Annotated in this window: 13 protein-coding genes; 4 read left to right on the forward strand and 9 right to left on the reverse strand. The window is 71.1% G+C overall.

The window, feature by feature from the left end; all coding sequences use genetic code 11:
• The first annotated feature begins 112 nt into the window (after window positions 1-112).
• On the forward strand, window positions 113-886 hold the full coding sequence (locus ACIGYR_RS10280) for an IclR family transcriptional regulator (protein ID WP_391838580.1): 774 nt from the start codon (window positions 113-115) through the stop codon (window positions 884-886).
• A complete protein-coding gene (locus ACIGYR_RS10285; protein ID WP_391838582.1) occupies window positions 883-1,728 on the forward strand; it encodes an SMP-30/gluconolactonase/LRE family protein in 846 nt (281 codons plus the stop codon). The genes ACIGYR_RS10280 and ACIGYR_RS10285 overlap by 4 nt, the downstream gene beginning before the upstream one ends.
• A 203-nt stretch (window positions 1,729-1,931) precedes the next feature.
• Here ACIGYR_RS10285 and ACIGYR_RS10290 read toward each other — a convergent pair whose 3' ends face one another.
• The 3 genes from ACIGYR_RS10290 to ACIGYR_RS10300 form a co-directional block, all read right to left on the reverse strand.
• On the reverse strand, window positions 1,932-3,161 hold the full coding sequence (locus ACIGYR_RS10290; protein ID WP_399595851.1) for an MAB_1171c family putative transporter: 1,230 nt from the start codon (window positions 3,159-3,161) through the stop codon (window positions 1,932-1,934).
• A complete protein-coding gene (locus ACIGYR_RS10295; protein WP_399596517.1) occupies window positions 3,158-3,787 on the reverse strand; it encodes a toxin-antitoxin system, toxin component family protein in 630 nt (209 codons plus the stop codon). Before ACIGYR_RS10295 ends, ACIGYR_RS10290 begins: the two co-directional genes overlap by 4 nt.
• 302 nt (window positions 3,788-4,089) lie before the next feature.
• A complete protein-coding gene (locus ACIGYR_RS10300) occupies window positions 4,090-7,044 on the reverse strand; it encodes a beta-galactosidase (protein WP_399595850.1) in 2,955 nt (984 codons plus the stop codon).
• A 74-nt stretch (window positions 7,045-7,118) separates the two neighbouring features.
• Between ACIGYR_RS10300 and ACIGYR_RS10305 the strand changes: the two genes are divergently transcribed.
• The gene (locus ACIGYR_RS10305; RefSeq protein ID WP_399595848.1) at window positions 7,119-7,577 is read left to right on the forward strand and encodes an RrF2 family transcriptional regulator; all 459 of its coding nucleotides are present in this window, start codon (window positions 7,119-7,121) and stop codon (window positions 7,575-7,577) included.
• 192 nt (window positions 7,578-7,769) lie between these two features.
• Complete coding sequence (locus tag ACIGYR_RS10310) at window positions 7,770-8,414, forward strand: DUF4360 domain-containing protein (RefSeq protein WP_391838590.1); 645 nt, start codon at window positions 7,770-7,772, stop codon at window positions 8,412-8,414.
• A gap of 123 nt (window positions 8,415-8,537) precedes the next feature.
• Here ACIGYR_RS10310 and ACIGYR_RS10315 read toward each other — a convergent pair whose 3' ends face one another.
• From ACIGYR_RS10315 to ACIGYR_RS10340, 6 genes are all read right to left on the reverse strand, one after another.
• Entirely contained in the window at window positions 8,538-10,271 is a 1,734-nt protein-coding gene (locus tag ACIGYR_RS10315; protein ID WP_399595847.1) for a pyridoxal phosphate-dependent aminotransferase, read from the reverse strand.
• Between the two features lie 100 nt (window positions 10,272-10,371).
• Window positions 10,372-11,538: an aldose epimerase family protein gene (locus ACIGYR_RS10320; RefSeq protein ID WP_399595844.1), complete on the reverse strand. Its 1,167-nt coding sequence runs from the start codon at window positions 11,536-11,538 to the stop codon at window positions 10,372-10,374.
• Between the two features lie 126 nt (window positions 11,539-11,664).
• Window positions 11,665-12,909 carry a multiple monosaccharide ABC transporter permease gene (gene mmsB / locus ACIGYR_RS10325; protein ID WP_399595843.1) on the reverse strand — a complete coding sequence of 415 codons (1,245 nt, stop codon included), beginning with the start codon at window positions 12,907-12,909 and terminating at the stop codon, window positions 11,665-11,667.
• Window positions 12,906-14,456 (reverse strand): multiple monosaccharide ABC transporter ATP-binding protein, encoded by a 1,551-nt coding sequence (mmsA, locus tag ACIGYR_RS10330; RefSeq protein WP_399595841.1) that lies wholly within the window; start codon window positions 14,454-14,456, stop codon window positions 12,906-12,908. The genes mmsB and mmsA overlap by 4 nt, the downstream gene beginning before the upstream one ends.
• A gap of 44 nt (window positions 14,457-14,500) precedes the next feature.
• Window positions 14,501-15,610, reverse strand: a complete 1,110-nt coding sequence (gene chvE / locus ACIGYR_RS10335) for a multiple monosaccharide ABC transporter substrate-binding protein (RefSeq protein WP_399595840.1) — start codon at window positions 15,608-15,610, stop codon at window positions 14,501-14,503.
• Window positions 15,611-15,614: 4 nt separating this feature from the next.
• Complete coding sequence (locus ACIGYR_RS10340) at window positions 15,615-16,616, reverse strand: hypothetical protein (RefSeq protein ID WP_391838601.1); 1,002 nt, start codon at window positions 16,614-16,616, stop codon at window positions 15,615-15,617.
• Window positions 16,617-16,673: the final 57 nt, after the last annotated feature.

Genomic DNA, 16,673 nt, shown 5'->3' on the forward strand with positions numbered 1-16,673 from the left:
CCACCTTCCCTGACTAGCCTGTGTTCGTCATGCCGATCGCCTGTTGAAATCTCGAACGCCCTGGTGGCCGAGGTCGCGAACAGGCGCTTAGACCCAAGGGAGGGGGCCGGACGTGGGACGCCTCGTGCCTGCCGTGACCCGGGCTCTCGACATTCTTGAGCTGTTCCTCGACGGGGACGGGACGCTCTCCGCCCCTGACATCGTGCGCAAGCTGCAACTGCCGCGCACCACCGTGCACGAGCTGGTCACCACGCTCGCCGCGCGGTCGTACATCGTGCCGCTGCCCGGACAACCCGGACGCTACCGGCTCGGCGTGCGCCCGTACCAGCTCGGCAGCCGCTACGCCGAGCAGCTCGACCTCGCCGCCGAGGGCCAGCAGGTGGCCCGCTCGGTCGCCGAGACCTGTGACGAGACGGTCCACGTGGCGATCCTGGAGGGCACCGACGTCATCTACATCGCCAAGGTGGACTCCACGCACGCCGTCCGCATGGTCTCCGCGGCGGGCCGCCGGCTGCCCGCCCACTGCACGTCCGTCGGCAAGATGCTGCTGGCCTCGCTCCCCGAGCCGGAGCTGGCCGCGCGGATTCCGGACGGCGCCGAGCTGACCGCCATGACGCCCAACAGCATCACCGGTCCGGCCGCCCTGCGCGAGGCCCTGGCCGGGATCCGGCAGCGCGGGATCGCGGTCGAGAGCCGCGAGTCCAACCCGGACGTCTCCTGCGTGGCCGCGCCCGTCCGTGACCGCACCGGCCAGGTCGTGGCCGCGCTGTCCATCTCCGTGCCGATGATCCGCTGGAGCGAGGAACGCCGGGCCGAGCTGGAGCAGCTGGCCGTGAAGGGCGCGGCGGAGCTGTCGGAGCGGCTGGGCCACCGGAGCGCGGCATGACGGCGTACGAGGTCGCGGTACGGGCGCAGGCGGCGCTCGGCGAGGGCCCGACCTGGGACGAGGCGACGGGCCGGCTCGTCTGGCTGGACATCCTGGGCATGCGGCTGCACACCTACGACCCGGTGACCGGCCGCCGCACGATCCGTACGGCGCCGCAGCACATCGGCGCGGCCAAGCCCCGCGCGGGCGGCGGCCTGGTGCTGAACCTGCGCGACGGTGTCGGCCTGCTGGACCCCGACGGCACGTTCCGCTGGCTGCATCACGAGCCGGTCGCGGGCCGCCGTGCGAACGACGCCGCGGTGGCCCCGGACGGCTCCCTCTGGGCGGGGACGATGCGCTACGACGAGGCGACGGGCGGCGGCACGCTGTCCCGGCTGACGGGGGACGGCACCGTGCGGACGGTCCTGCCCGACGTCACGGTCAGCAACGGCACCGGCTGGAGCCCCGACGGCCGTCTCATGTACTACATCGACACCCCGACCCGCCGCGTCGACGTCTTCGACCACGACACGGCCGGCGTCCACGACCGCCGCCCGCTGGTGGAGATCGAGGAGGGCGCGGGCTTCCCGGACGGTCTGACGGTCGACGCGGAGGGCTGTGTGTGGGTGGCGCTGTGGGACGGGGGAGCGGTACGCCGCTACACGCCTGCCGGCGAGCTGGACCGGGTGATCACCTTGCCGACGCCGCGGACGACGGCGTGCGCGTTCGGCGGCGCCGACCTGACCGACCTCTACATCACGACCGCGCGCACGGGCCTCCGGTCGCCCCACCCCGTCGCCGGCTCCCTGCTGGTGATCCCCGGGGCGGGCAAGGGCCTGCCCCAGCCGGCGTTCCAAGGCTGAACCGGACCGGTACGGCGGGACGGCCGCGCCACCCACCCCCGACCCCGTCCCCGGCTGCAAAAACCCGCCACGGCGGCCCCCAGGGGTGCTGGGCCGGCGGGCAGGGCTCGGGGACGGTCACCTGGGTACCGTCGGTGGCCAGGGCATGCGCCGTGAGCAGGCCGGGGAGGGAGTTGCCGGGTGCGGCGGCGGTGGGGCTGTGATCACTCAGGAACGGCAACGCTCTCCGCTGCGACGCCCGCACGCGCGCGTACCGCCTCGATGTCGTCGGCACGGCACAGCGCTCGGGAGACGGCCCCGATCTCCTGGAGCAGGCTGATGGTGTCGGGCCCGGCGACCGGCTCGGCCGGCTGCGGCGTACGGTCCCTGGTCCCGACGGCGTCCAGGACGCACACCGCGGCGGCCAGCGCCCGGGCCCGCTCGGGCGGGTGACCCAGGGATACAGCGGCCTCGTACGACCGCGTGCCGAGGCCGGTGTCGATGTGCCGGGCCAGCGGCAGCAGCACGTCCCGGATGAACGTCTCGCGCCGGGTGAGCCGCAGTTCGGGCGTGGCGCGCAGCACGAACGGCACGCCCTCGCCGTTCACCGCGCGCATCAGCCGGTACAGGGGCCGCAGTTCGCGGTGGGCGAGCCGGACCCGCCAGCGGTCGCGCAGGTACTGGCCGGCGTGCGGCAGGATGAAGCCGACGGCGATGAGGATGGCGGAGAGGGCGGCGACGGGCGGCGCGAGGCCGGTGCTCAGCCAGTCCAGGTTCGACCCGGACCAGCGCGCGGCGACGGCGGTCAGCTTGGTCGCGTCGAAGACCAGGTTCGACACGTAGCCGGCCCCCAGCAGCTTCAGCCCCCAGCGCAGCCAGGCGTCCAGGCCCTCGGTGCGCACCCAGTTCCAGATCAGCCGGGCGCTGATCAGACACGCCACGGCGTGCGCGACGAGGTAGAGCAGGATCTCCTCGCGCAGGAACGGGGTGGTGGCGTAGTAGGTGTCGAGGTCCCGCAGCCGCTCCTCATGGGGGCCGGCGAGCAGGAACAGCACCCACAGGGCGACGATCACCCCCGAGTACGCACAGATCACCCAGCGCATCGCGCGGCGGGTGGCGGCCGAGCGGTCGGACAGGCCGTTGCGCCAGGTGATGGTGAGCAGCAGGCAGGAGCCGCAGCACGCGGTGATGAGCGAATAGCACCACGGCGCCGAGATGTTGGGCACCCCGGTCAGCCGGTTGACCTGGGCGATGGTGGACGGGGTGCAGAACACGAAAACCGCGCAGGCGAGCAGCAGCAGCCCGCCGACCGCGCGCAGCAGCGGGTCCCGCCACAGCCGGATGATCGTGGGCAGTTTGATCACCAGTGCGGCGGTGAGCACGGCCGTGGGGATCCAGAAGGAGATGTACAACTCGCCCAGAACACCCGAGGGGTCGAGGGCCGGCGCAGTCACCGCGGGGCTCCCCGGGTCCTGAACACCCGGTTCGCCCGCTCGCGTCCGCGATAGCCGAGGGAACGCTGGACGGGGTGCGGCGGGGCGGGGCGACTCCCGGGGAGGTGGCCCCGGAACAGGGTGGCCAGGCGGTGCCCGAAGTCGTCGGCCTCGGCCTCGTCCGTCTCCCGGGAACCGTTGCGGGCGGCCACCGTGAGGGCCGCCTCCCGCCATCCGGGCGCGTCGGCGAGGGCGCGGGCCGCGGCGGCGCCGGCGAGATGGTGGTGGCGGTGCCCGGCGTGCAGGTGCCACAGCTCGTGCCCCAGGATGACCAGTTGCTGCACGGCCTCGGCCCGCTCCTCCACGATGACCAGGTCGAAGTCGGCGAACTCGACCCACAGTCCACTGACCTCGATCTCGTCCGGGAACCGCTCGAACCGCAGCTCGACCGGCCGGCCGTCGCGCAGCGCGCTCATCTCCTCGCACAGCGCCCGGCACAACTCCCGTACGCCCTCGGGCGGCTCGGGCCGGGCGCGGACGGCGGCGGAGAGGCCGCCGGCCAGGGAGCGCATCGCCGAACCGGAGCCGGGGCGGCGCAGCCGCGAGGCGAGCCGTGCGGCTCGCTGCCGCGCGCCCGCGATGCCCATCGGACCCCCTTCTCCCGCCTTCTTCCGCCCGGTCACGGGTGGTCCGAGGGTACGCGCCTGGATGTGTCCGCGTCATGCCTTCACACCACCGTCGTTCAAGGGGAAACGACTTGCGGGCTGTGGCCGGCCCGTCGACGCGCACACGCTCCGAGCGGCCCGGAACCGGCGTCCGCACCGAGCGCTGTGCCCTCGCGGCCGGCCCCGACGGCCGCACCCCCCGACCGGCCACGAACGCGTCCCCGCGCACCCGGTCGGGGCACCGCCCTGGCGGACGGCACCCCGACCGCCGTACCGGAGCGTGATCAGACCGGTCTGACCGGCACTCCGCCGGTCGCCCTGCCGAGCAGTGACAGGCGTGCCGACCCGGGGCCCGACAGCGTGGTGAACTCCGAAAGGACCGCCAGCGCGAGGGTGTTGGTACCCCGGGTGCGCAGGATGCCGTTGGGCAGGACGAAGGTGTGCTGCGGGCCGACGTCGTTGATGTACTGACCCATGTTCCAGCCGTTGAGGAAGATCTGCGCGCGGTAGGCCCGGTACGGGTCGTCGTCCAGGGTGAGGCCGATCGACGCGTCGACCTCGGCCGGCACCGAGAGCCGGAACGTGGTCCGGTACCAGGTCACGCCCTGGTACCGAGCGGCGCGCGGGAGGGTCACCTCCGTCCAGTCCCGGTCCCGGAAGCCGGGCAGGTGCCAGCCCTCCCGCTCGCCGTACAGGCCGCCGTTGTTCATCGGCCCGCGGACGGGGTCGGCGGGACCCTCGCCCTGGATGCGCCAGCTCACCTTCGGGGCCGCGCCCTTGAAGGTGACCGCCGTCAGGCCGCGGGCCGCCTTGTGCGTGTCGAGCGCCTTGCCGTCCTGGTCGTGCTGCATGCGCCGGACGAGCACGGACAGCACGTGCCGCCCGGGGGAGCGCAGCCGCTCGTCCACCGGGAAGGCCGCCGTGGCCGTCCAGCTGCCCTTGCGGACCGTGGCGCCCTTGTCCGGCACGGGCATCCGGTGCGTGCCCAGCGGCTCGCCGTCCAGCCAGGCCATCAGCAGGCCCTGCGTGCCGGTGCTGTAGGCGAGCGAGACCTCCTCGACACCGGTCGTGCCGGTGAGGGTGCCGCGGTACCAGACGTCGCCGTAGTGGAAGCCGTAGTCGTCGGCGAACAGCACGGGCCCGCCGTCCGGGACCACCGTGGTGCTGAACGACGAGGTCTTGTCGGCCGCCTTCCACGACGAGTCGTCGAAGTTCGGGCCCGCCTCCGGGTTCTCCGTCCGCATCCGCCAGCCGCCCAGCTCCGGCAGCCGTACCTCGGGCACGTCCGGCACCATCTCGGTGGTCATCAAGCTGCCGGAGCGGGTGACCCGGGTGGACAGCTTGCGCCCGTTCCACACCAGGGTGTCGATCCCGCGCGGAGCCCACACCTCCAGGGTCGTCCGCTCGGTGATGTCACCGGTCAGGTGGACCTCCGAGCCGCGCAGCTCCGCGTGCCGCAGCAGCGCCGGGCCGTACGCCAGCAGGGTCCCGGACGGGGTGTCGTACGGGAACAGGCGGACGGCGGTGGCGTCGTCGGCGAAGAGCAGCAGCAGCGGCGTGTCGCTCTCACCCTTCTGCACCAGCACCCGGGTCAGACCGCCCTGGCCGAGCGGAACGTTCACGTGCAGTTCGCCCCGGTCGTAGACCCAGCCGGCCTCCGGGTCCAGCCGCTCCACGAACGGCTCGGCCGGGCAGTCCAGCACCAGCTCGGCCATCTCGTCGCGCCGGCCCGTGAACACGGCGATGTCCTGCCGGCCCGCCGTCAGGCACAGCATGGGCGCGGCGGTGCAGTACTTCAGGGTGCGCCTGCCCAGCGACAGCCCGGTGGCCAGCAGCTTGGCGTCCTTGCCGGGCACCGTGATCGGCAGGGCGCCGGCGGCGGTCGGCAGGCGGGTGGTGACCGCCTCCGTGCCGTCGTTGCGGGCGACGTACACGTGCGCGCCGGTGTCCTGGTTGGTGAGGTGGTAGACCTTCAGCCCGGCGGCCGTGACGTCCGCAGCCCGGTCCAGCTTGGCGAAGTCCGGCACGCGCTGGAGCAGATGCCCGAGCTGGTGCATCGGGGCGATCTTGTCGGTGACGTTCCGCCCCTCGTCGATCGCGGCGCCGTAGTCGTACGACGTGTAGACGACCGGCGCGGGCAGCCAGCCCCACGAGGTCCCGCCGAACGTCATGTACACGTTGTGCAGGGTGAGTCCGTTGGCCAGGTTGGTCAGGTAGAAGCGTCGCTCGTAGGCCGCGTCCCGGGTGCGCCGCGACTCGGCGTATCCCTTGCCGTCGAACTCGGCCCCGCCCCAGGGGTCGAACCAGCCGCCCCCGAACTCGGGCACGAACCCGGGCGTGGCGGGCGAGGCGGTGGCTCCGCCCTTCAGGCCGCCGGGGCCGTAGTGCCCCCAGTCCGGCGGGGTCTGGGACGGCGAGGGGTACCCGTCGAACCCGTACAGCCAGCCGCCCTTCTCGCCGCCGGTGCCGAAGGAACCGGGGGTCCAGTAGCCGTTGCGCCCCTTGTCGTTGTGGAACAGCGGGACGTCGATCCCGTCGGCCCGCACCTTCTTGTACAGGTGGGACATGTAGTTCCGGCCGGTGGCATCCCGCGCGTGGGCGTCGTACTCGTTCTCGATCTGGTACAGCAGGACGGTGCCGGTGCCCTGCGTGTACAGATGCCGGCGGACGATCCGGTTCACCTGCGTCAGCCACTCGTCGACGTGCGACAGGTACGTCGGGTCGTCGGTCCGGGCCGTGCCCCGGGTCGCGGTCAGCCAGCCGGGGAAGCCGCCGCCGTCGACCTCGGCGTTGATGTACGGGCCCGGCCGCAGGATGACGTACAGCCCGGTCTCGGCGGCCATGCGCAGGAACAGATCGAGGTCCCGCACGCCGGAGAAGTCGTACGCGCCGGGAGCGGGCGAGTGGTAGTTCCAGGCCACATAGATACTGACGGCGTTGTAGCCGTGCGCCCGCATCTTCTGCAGCACGTCCCGCCACAGGGACGGGCTCGGCAGCCGGAAGGGGTGCAGTTCACCGGACCACACCACCAGCCGCCGCCCGTCGACGAGCAGCGAGTAGCGGTCGTACCCGATGGTGTGCCGCTCGCCGTCGGCGCTCGGCGGGGCCGGCGCCGGGCCGGTCCGCGCACCGCCGCCCGCGTACGCCGAGAACGCCCCCGGGCCGCCGCTGCCGCCCAGGGCGAGGCCGAGCGCGGCAGAGCCGGCCAGGGCACTGAAGGTTCGTCTGCTGAGCGCCAAGGTGGATCCTCCGGGCGTGCTTACGGGGCGCGGGTCCGGCCATTCTCCATGGCGGCACGCCTCACAATGGGTCCATGAGGATCTCGGCGCGGGCGGATTACGCGGTACGGGCGGTTCTGGAGCTGGCCGTACGGCAGGGTAACGGGCCCGTGAAGGCAGAGGAAATCGCCTCAGTGCAGGACATCCCGCACAAGTTCCTCGAGGGCATCCTGGGTGACCTGCGGCGGGCCGGGATCGTGGACAGCCGGCGCGGCGGGGGCGGCGGCTACCGGCTGGCGCGGGAGTCGGCCTCGGTCACTGTGGCGGATGTCATCCGGGCGGTGGACGGCCCGATCGTGTCGGTGCGCGGCGAACGCCCGACGGGCCTCGCCTACACGGGTACGGCCCAGCCCCTGCTGCCGCTGTGGATCGCCCTGCGCGCGAACGTCCGCCGCATCCTGGAGGGCGTCACCCTCGCCGACCTCGCGGCGGACGCGCTGCCCGAGCCGGTTCGCTCCCTGGCGGCGGAACCGACGGCCTGGGAGAACCCCTAGCGGGCGCGCGGATGCCGTGAAATCCCGGAAGTGAATGGCCGGAGTTCCCCCTCCCGGTGTCGGGCCTGGCCTTCCTACGATGCCCACGCCTCCGTTCCTTCACAGTGGGGACACAAGTTCTTCAAACCTGAACAGCGGAACCGGCGGACCGGAGGCACACCCCCCACCCTCACCCGACAACCGGGAGAAACCATGGCTGGTGGACTTCTTCTGAGCGGCGCCGTAGCCGCTCTTCTCACCACCGCGCTACCCGCTCAGACGTCCTCCCCCGTCTTCGACGACCCGCCCCCGGACAAGATCGTGATCGACGTGGCCACGGTGAACGGCTCCGGCTGTCCCGCGGGTACGGCGGCGGTCGCCGTCTCACCGGACAACACCGCGTTCACGGTCACCTACAGCGACTACCTGGCGCAGGCCGGCGGCAACTCCGACCCCACGGCCTTCCGCAAGAACTGCCAGCTCAACCTGGTGGTCCACGTCCCCCAGGGCTTCACCTACGCCATCGCCAGCGCCGACTACCGGGGCTTCCTCTCCCTGCAGTCCGGCGCCACGGCCACGCAGAAGGCGTCGTACTACTTCCAGGGCTCGTCGTCGACGGTACCCATGACCCACCCGTACCGGGGCCCCTACAACGACGACTGGCAGGCCACGGACACCACGGACTGGGCCCAGATGGTGTGGGCCCCCTGCGGGGTGCTGCGCAACTTCAACATCAACACCGAGCTGCGCGTGAACGCGGGCTCGTCGCCGTCCAAGGTCAGCTTCATGACCATGGACTCGACGGACGGCGACATCAGCACGACGTACCACTTCGCGTGGGACCACTGCCCCAAGTAACCCCTGCCCGGGGACGATGAGAGGAGCGATGGGCGGATACGTGCCACCGCCGGGCGGCCGGACCGCCGCCCGGCGGCCCCTGTCCGCCGGTCACCCCGGCCGGCGGCGCGCCCCGCGGTCCGGCTAGCCCACCTGCCCCATGTCGGCCGCGTTCGGCCAGCTCTGCGCGTTGGGCCAGCCGGTGGCCGGAGCCGGGGTCAGTCCCGCGGCGGGCGCCGGGCCCGTCATGCCGCGGACCTGGGCCGCGGTGAGCCCGCCGCGTGCCGGGACACCGGGCGGGGTGGGGACACCGGGCGGGGTGGGGACACCGGGCGGGGCGGGGGTGCCGACGGCCGCGGCGAGGGGCACGGACGGGGCCGCCGGAAGGAGCGGCGGCACGGACGCGGCCGGTGCCGCGGCGGCCGGCGCGGGCACCGGCGTCGGTATCGGGGCCGGCGTCGGTATCGGTGCCGGCGTGGACGCCGGCTGCGGTACCGGGGTGAACGCCGGCTGCGGGGCAGGGGTGAACGCCGGCTGCGGGGCAGGGGCGGGCATCGGCTGGGCTGCCGCCGGCATCGGCATCCCGCCGCCGGTCGGCGTGACGGCGGCGGGGAGCGGCATGCCGGTGCCGGCGGCCGGGGCGGGGCCGGCCGCGGTGAGCCGCATGCCGGCCCCGTTGGTCTCGCTGACCAGCCGGTCCACGGCCGCCGTACCCGAGCTGTAGCTGGTCCCGGTGCCCGGCTCGGGTACGGCGGCTCCCCTCCTGGACCCGTAGAGCACCTGTTCCAGGCCGGACACCAGGCGACGCACGTCGACCTGGGGGCGCACCACGAGCCGCAGGAAGCGGCTGGAGGATCCGATCTTGTTGCCGCACTCGCGGACCAGGATCCGGTGCTCGGTGAGCATCCGGTCCCGGACCACCGTGCCCTCGGCGCCGACGGGCAGGCGCACGAAGAGGAAGTTGCCCTGGGAGGGGTAGACGGTGAGGCCGGGCAGCGCGGAGAGGTGGCTGGCCATCTCCAGGCGGTCGCGGCGGACCTGCGTCAGGCTCTGCGCGTACTCGGCGCCGTGCTCCTTCAGCATGAACACCACATGCTCGGCGAAGGAGTTGAGGTTCCACTTGGGCAGCATCGAACGGACCTTGCCCGCGAGCGCCGGGTTGGCGACCAGGTAGCCGAAGCGTATGCCGTGCAGACCGAAGTTCTTGCCGAGACTGCGCAGCACGATCACATTGGGGCGGAGCATGGCCTCCTGGACGACGCTCGGCTCGGTCTCGGCGTCGGCGAACTCCAGGAACGACTCGTCGATCACCACCAGGTCCAGGTCGGCCATGGCGTCCATGAACTGCACCACCTGCCGGCGGGGCAGATAGCCCCCGTCGGGGTTGTTGGGGTTGCAGATCACCGCCACCCTGGTGCCCCTGGCCCGGATGAACTCGGCGTACTGGCCGAGGTCCAGCGCGAAGCCGCTCGCCTCCTGGAGCGGGAACATGTCGACCCGCTTGCCCGTCTCCATCGGCTGGTCGGTCCAGCGGCCGAACGTCGGCACGGGGACGGCCAGCGACTCGCGCACCAGCAGGTGGTCGATCCAGGTGATCAGCTCGGTGGAGCCGTTGCCCATCGCCACGCAACTCGGCGGCAGCTGGAGCAGCCCGCACAGCTCACCCGTGATGGTGTCGGCCCCGCTCGGGTAGTACGTCACGATCTCGCGCAACCGGGCCGCCATCTCCTCGAACATGGCGGGCGTCGGGAAGTACGGGTTGCACGGGATGCAGAAGTCCACCGGGCCGGCCCCGTCGCCGCCCTCCCGCGTCAGCGCCGCCATGGAGGGGCTGTGCGCGGCGGTGCCGCGGAACAACGAGGTGACGTTGCCGGACAAGGGGACCTCCGTTCGGGTGGCCCGTGCGGGGGAGCACGGGCCACCCTTGGATACGGAGGGGGCGTCTGTGGTGTTCAACTCACGCGGGGCGTGAGTGTCTTCACGCGCCTCGGACGCCGAACGCGTGGACCGTCGTCGTCCGGTACGTCCGCCCCGGCCGCAGGACCGTCGACGGGAAGTCCGCCTGGTTCGGCGAGTCCGGGAAGTGCTGCGTCTCCAGGCACAGGGCGTCGCCCTGGCGGTAGGTACGGCCGCCGGTGCCGGTGAGCGTCCCGTCGAGGAAGTTGCCGGAGTAGAACTGCAGGCCCGGCTGGTCGGTGGCGATCCTCAGGGTGCGGCCGGAGCGCGGGTCGCGCAGGGTCGCGATGTGCTCGGGCCTCGCGGTGATCCCCTTGTCCAGGACCCAGTTGTGGTCGTAGCCCTTGGCCTGCACCTGCTGTTCGTGGCCCGCGCGGATGTCCCGGCCGATCGGCTTGACGCGCCGGAAGTCGAACGGGGTGCCCGCGACCCCGGCCAGTTCGCCGGTGGGGATCAGTCCCGGATCGGTGGGGGTGTAGCGGGAGGCGGCGATCGTGAGTTCGTGGTCCTCGATCGTGCCCCCGCCCTCACCGGCCAGGTTCCAGTAGACATGGCTGGTGAGGTTGACGACGGTGGCCCGGTCGGTGGTGGCCTCGTAGTCGATGCGCCAGTCGCCGTGCCGGGTGAGGGTGTACGTCACCGTCGTCCTGAGCGTGCCCGGGTAGCCCATCTCGCCGTCGGCGCTCGTGTAGTACAGGCGCAGGCCGACGTCGTGGCCGTGGGTGAACGGCTCGACGTCCCACACGTGCTTGTCGAAGCCCTGGGCGCCGCCGTGCAGGCTGTTCACGCCGTCGTTCACGGAGAGCTGGTACGAGGTGCCGTCCAGCGTGAACCGCCCCTTGCCGATGCGGTTGCCGTACCGGCCGATCAGCGCACCGAAGTACGGGCTCTCGGCGACGTAGTCGGCGATGTCGTCGAAGCCGGCGACCACGTTGGCGTACCGGCCGTGCCGGTCGGGGAGTTCCAGGCTCTGGACGACGCCGCCGTAGTTCAGCACCTTCAGCCGGGTGCCGCCGTTCTCCAGCGACCAGCGGTAGATCCTGGTGCCGTCGGCGAGCGTGCCGAAGTGCTCCTTCACCGGTGCCCTGCCTCCCGAAGTGCTCGCCTGTGCTGTTCCGGTGCCCAGGCCCGTCGCGGCCAGGCCCGCCGCGGCCGCGCCCGCGATGACGGTACGTCTGTTCAGTTCCATGGAGCGGCTCCCGTGAGGTGAGTGGAAAGGCACCCGCTGGGCCCGCGCCCCGAAGGGGCGCGGGAACTGCGTGACCAGCCACGTACGGCCCGCAGCCGTCGTACGGCCCCCCAGCGGAGCACCCGCTTATGAACCGGACTTGCGCTTGTTCCACACGTCGAAGCCGACCGCCACCAGCAGGGCCAGGCCCTTGATGACCTGCTGCCAGTCGGTGCCGACGCTGAGGAGATTCATGCCGTTGTTCAGCACGCCGAGGACCAGACCGCCGATGATGGCGCCGAGGACGGTGCCGACACCACCGCTCATGGACGCGCCGCCGATGAACGACGAGGCGATGGCCTCCAGTTCGAAGTTGAGGCCGGCCTTCGGCGAGGCCGCGTTCAGGCGGGCGGCGACCACCAGACCCGCCAGGGCCGCGAGCACGCCCATGTTCAGGAAGACGTAGAAGGTGACCTTCTTGTCCTTGACGCCGGACAGTTTGGCGGCCGGCAGGTTGCCGCCGATCGCGTAGATGTGCCGGCCGAAGACGGCGTTGCGCATGACGTAGCCGTACCCGACCACCAGCGCGCCGAGGATGATCAGCACGATCGGGGCGCCCTTGTAGCTGGCCAGCAGCATCGTGACGACGAGGATCGCGGCGGTGATGGCGACCAGCTTGAGCAGGAAGAGGTTGCGGGGCGCCACCTGAAGCGAGAACTCCTGCTGGCGCTTGCGGTCGCGGATCTCCTGGAGGACGGAGAAGACGATCAGGACGATGCCCAGCAGCAGCGTGAGGTTGTGGTAGTTGGTGTTCGGACCGGCCTCCGGCAGGAAGCCGTTGCCCATCTTCTGCAGCCCGTCCGGGAACGGGCCGAGGGTCTGGCCCTCCAGGAAGATCTCCGTCAGACCGCGGAAGATCAGCATCCCGGCGAGGGTGACGATGAACGACGGTATGCCGAAGTACGCGATCATGAAGCCTTGTACCGCCCCGGCCACCGCGCCGACCAGCAGGCACAGCACCAGGGCGACCGGCCAGGCCACCCCGTGCTGCACCGTCAGGACGGCCGCGAACGCGCCGATGAACGCCGTCAGCGAACCGACCGACAGGTCGATGTGGCCCGCGATGATCACCAGCATCATGCCGATCGCGAGGATCAGGATGTGGCTGTTCTGCAGCACCAGGTTGGAGACGTTGCGGGGCAGCAGCAGATCGCCGTCGGTCCACACCGAGAACAGGACCACGATCAGGCCGAGCGCGATCAGCATGCCGTACTGCCGCATGTTGTTGCGCAGGCCGTCCAGCACCAGCCGCAGCAGGCCGCCGGAGGCCGGGTCGCCGCTCTTCCCGGGCGGAGCCGGGGCCGGGGTCCTGGCGGTCACGTCCGTGCTCATCGGGTTACCTCTTTGTCCTTCGTCATCTGGCGCATCAGCGATTCCTGGGATGCCTCGGCCCGTGAGAACTCGCCGGTCAGCCGCCCCGCGGCCATCGTGTAGATGCGGTCGCACATGCCGAGCAGCTCCGGCAGCTCGGAGGAGATGAAGACGACCGCCTTGCCCTCGGCCGCCAGCTTGTCGATGACCGTGTAGATCTCGAACTTGGCGCCGACGTCGATACCGCGCGTCGGCTCGTCCAGGATCAGCACGTCCGGACCCGCGAAGATCCACTTGCTGAGGACGACCTTCTGCTGGTTGCCGCCCGAGAGCTTGCCCACCGGCTCGAAGACGGTCGGCGCCTTGATGTTCATGGACGTGCGGAACCGCTCGGCGACCTGCCGCTCCTCGTGCTCGTCGACCACACCGCGCCGGGCCACCTTGCAGAGGGAGGTCAGCGAGATGTTGCGGTTGATGGTGTCGATGAGGTTGAGGCCGTAGTGCTTGCGGTCCTCGGTGACATAGGCGATGCCGTGCCCGATCGCCTCGGCGACGGACTTCGTCCGGATCTCCTTGCCGTCCTTGAGGACCGTGCCGCCCGCGTACCGGCCGTACGACCGCCCGAAGACGCTCATGGCCAGCTCGGTGCGGCCGGCGCCCATGAGACCCGCGATGCCGACGATCTCCCCGCGCCGCACCTGGAGCGACACCTGGTCGACCACCTTGCGCTGCTGGTCGATCGGGTGGTGCACGGTCCAGTCGCGGATCTCCAGGGCCGGGGCCGTGCCCTCCTCCGCCCGGTGCGGGGTGCGCTCGGGGAAGCGGTGGTCGAGGTCGCGGCCGACCATGCCGCTGATGATCCGGTCCTCGGTCGTCTCCGGATCCCTCACGTCGAGCGTCTCGATGGACCGCCCGTCACGGATGATCGTCACCGAGTCGGCGACCCGGCGGATCTCGCCCAGCTTGTGGGAGATGATGATCGAGGTGATGCCCTGCTTCTTCAGCTCCAGGATCAGGTCGAGCAGTTTGCCGCTGTCCTCGTCGTTCAGCGCCGCCGTCGGCTCGTCCAGGATGAGCAGCTTCACCTTCTTCGACAGCGCCTTCGCGATCTCCACGAGCTGCTGCTTGCCCACGCCGATGTCGCAGACGCGGGTCTCCGGGTGGTCGCCCAGGCCGACCCGGCGCAGCAGTTCGGTGGCGTGCCTGAGTGTGTCGTTCCAGTTGATGAGACCGCGCGTGGCGTGCTCGTTGCCGAGGAAGATGTTCTCCGCGATGGAGAGGTACGGCACCAGCGCCAACTCCTGGTGGATGATGACGATGCCGTGCTGCTCGCTCGCCCGGATGTCCCGGAAGCGGCAGGGCTGCGACTCGAAGAGGATCTCGCCCTCGTAGCTGCCGTGCGGATGGACGCCGGAGAGCACCTTCATCAAGGTGGACTTGCCGGCGCCGTTCTCACCGCAGATGGCGTGGACCTCGCCCTGACGCACCGTCAGCGTGACGTCCGAGAGCGCCTTGACACCGGGAAAGGTCTTGACGATCGAGCGCATTTCCAGGACGGGTCCCGCCATGGTCGTGCCTTCCAATCAGTGTGGGGTCGTCGGGTGGGCGGGAGTCACTTGAGCTGGGCGTCCGTGTAATAACCGCCCTTGACCAGCACGTCCTCGTAGTTGGTCTTGTCGACGCTGACCGGCTGGAGCAGGTAGGCGGGGACGACCCTGGTGCCGTTGTCGTAGGACTTGGTGTCGTTGACCTGGGGCTTCTTGCCCTTCAGAAGGTCGTCGACCATCGTCGAGGCGACCTCGGCCAGCTTGCGCAGGTCCTTGTAGACGGTCTGTGTCTGCTGACCGCCGATGATCGATTTCACCGAGGCCAGCTCGGCGTCCTGGCCGGTGATGACCGGCAGCGGCTTGCTTCCGGAGCCGTAGCCGTCCGACTTCAGCGCGGAGAGCACGCCGATGGAGATGCCGTCGTAGGGCGAGAGGACGGCGTCGACCCGCTCGCTCTTGTACGAGGAAGTGAGGATGTCGTCCATGCGCCGCTGCGCGGTGGCGCCGTCCCAGCGCAGCGTGGTGACCTTGTTGAGCGCGGTCTGGCCGGACCGGACGACGAGCTGCTTCTTGTCCATGTACGGCTTCAGCACGCTCATCGCGCCGTCGAAGAAGTACCGGGTGTTGTTGTCGTCGTTGGAGCCGGCGAACAGCTCGACGTTGAACGGGCCCTTCTTGCCGCTGTCCAGGCCCAGCTTGTGCACGATGTACGTGCCCTGCAGCCGGCCGACCTTCTCGTTGTCGAAGGAGGCGTAGTAGTCGACGTTCTTGCTGCCGAGGATCAGGCGGTCGTAGGAGATGACCGGGATGCCGGCGTCCGCGGCCTGCTGGAGCACGCTGTTGAGGGACTTGTTGTCGATGGCCGCGATGATCAGGCCCTTGACGCCCTGCGTGATCAGGTTCTCGATCTGCGAGACCTGCTGTTCCGGGTCGTCCTCGCCGTACACCAGCTTGGTCTTGTATCCCTTGGCCTCCAGGTCCTTCACGACGTTCTTGCCGTCGGAGATCCAGCGCTCGGAGGACTTGGTCGGCATGGCGATGCCGATGGTGGCGCCCTTGGCGTCGCCCGGCTTCTCCTTGCTGCCGCCCTCGCTGTTCTGGCCGCAGGCGGTCAGGGTGAGGGCGAGCGAGGCGGCTCCGGCTATCGCGGCGAGTGCGGCTCTGCGGTTGCGCATGGGATCAGTCCTTGTCGTTCGCGTCGTTGAGGGGAGCGGGTGCTTCGACGGGGAAGCGGTGGAGCGGGCCGGGCAGCCGGGAGCCGAGCGGCGCCATGTCGCCGTCCGCGCCGTGCCGGGCGAGCAGGTCCAGGGCGAGCCGGCCGCGCCGCACCCGCTCCCGGGCGGTGTCCAGGGTCACGTCCCGCAGATGGGTGCCCCACGGGTAGATGCCGGGAGCCTTGGACAGACCGAACTTCAGGTAGAGCGGTGCGCCGCGCCGGATCAGCTCGGCGACCTCGTACATCCGGACGTAGCCGCCGAGGTCGTCCGGGGCCTCGATGTACATGTCCATCGGGGCGCCGGACACCCGGCGGATCTCGGTGAGGTGGTCCAGCGTCAGATCGCTGGGCACGTTGACGGAGTCGGCGCCGAGCCGTTCGTAGACGGCGTAGGAGGCCGGGTTGACGGGGCCGATGAGCGCCGAGACCTTCAGTGTGGTGCCGGCCGGGATGATGCCGGCCTCGCGGGCCCGGTGCAGGGTCCACAGCACGCCCTCGTCGGCGACCAGCAGGCACTCGACGCCCAGCTCGGTGGCCCGGACGGCGTCCTCGACGCAGCCGGCGACGGCGTCGTGGCCCCGGGCGCGCACTCCGGCTCCCCTCGAGTCCGACCGCACCGAGCCGCCGATGTCCCAGGTGCCGCGCGGGCCGGTGAACAGGCAGAGTTCGATGTCCCGTTCACCGGTGGCCTCGACCATCTCGGTGATCTCGGCGTCGGTGAGCATCCACACGCCGCTTCCCTGACTGATCCGGTGGATCGGCACATCGAGGCGCGATGCCTCCTTGAGGACGACCGCCAGCGCTTCGGGACCCTCGCACGAGGGGATCTCGGTGCGCCAGCGACCACCGCCCGGGAAGCTGCGGGTGGAGGCGTCGGCGGGGTCGAGGGCGGGCGCGCCCAGGCCGAGTGCGGCGAGCGGCTGCTCGCCGGGCCTGCGGACTGCCGGGGCGGAAGCGTCGGTCACAAGCTGTCCTTAGTGTCCTGGGTGTTCGAGATATCGGACGAGGTTCGCGGCTCTGGG

It is taken from the genome of Streptomyces sp. NPDC053076, from assembly GCF_044546845.1.
Taxonomy (GTDB): Bacteria; Actinomycetota; Actinomycetes; order Streptomycetales; family Streptomycetaceae; genus Streptomyces.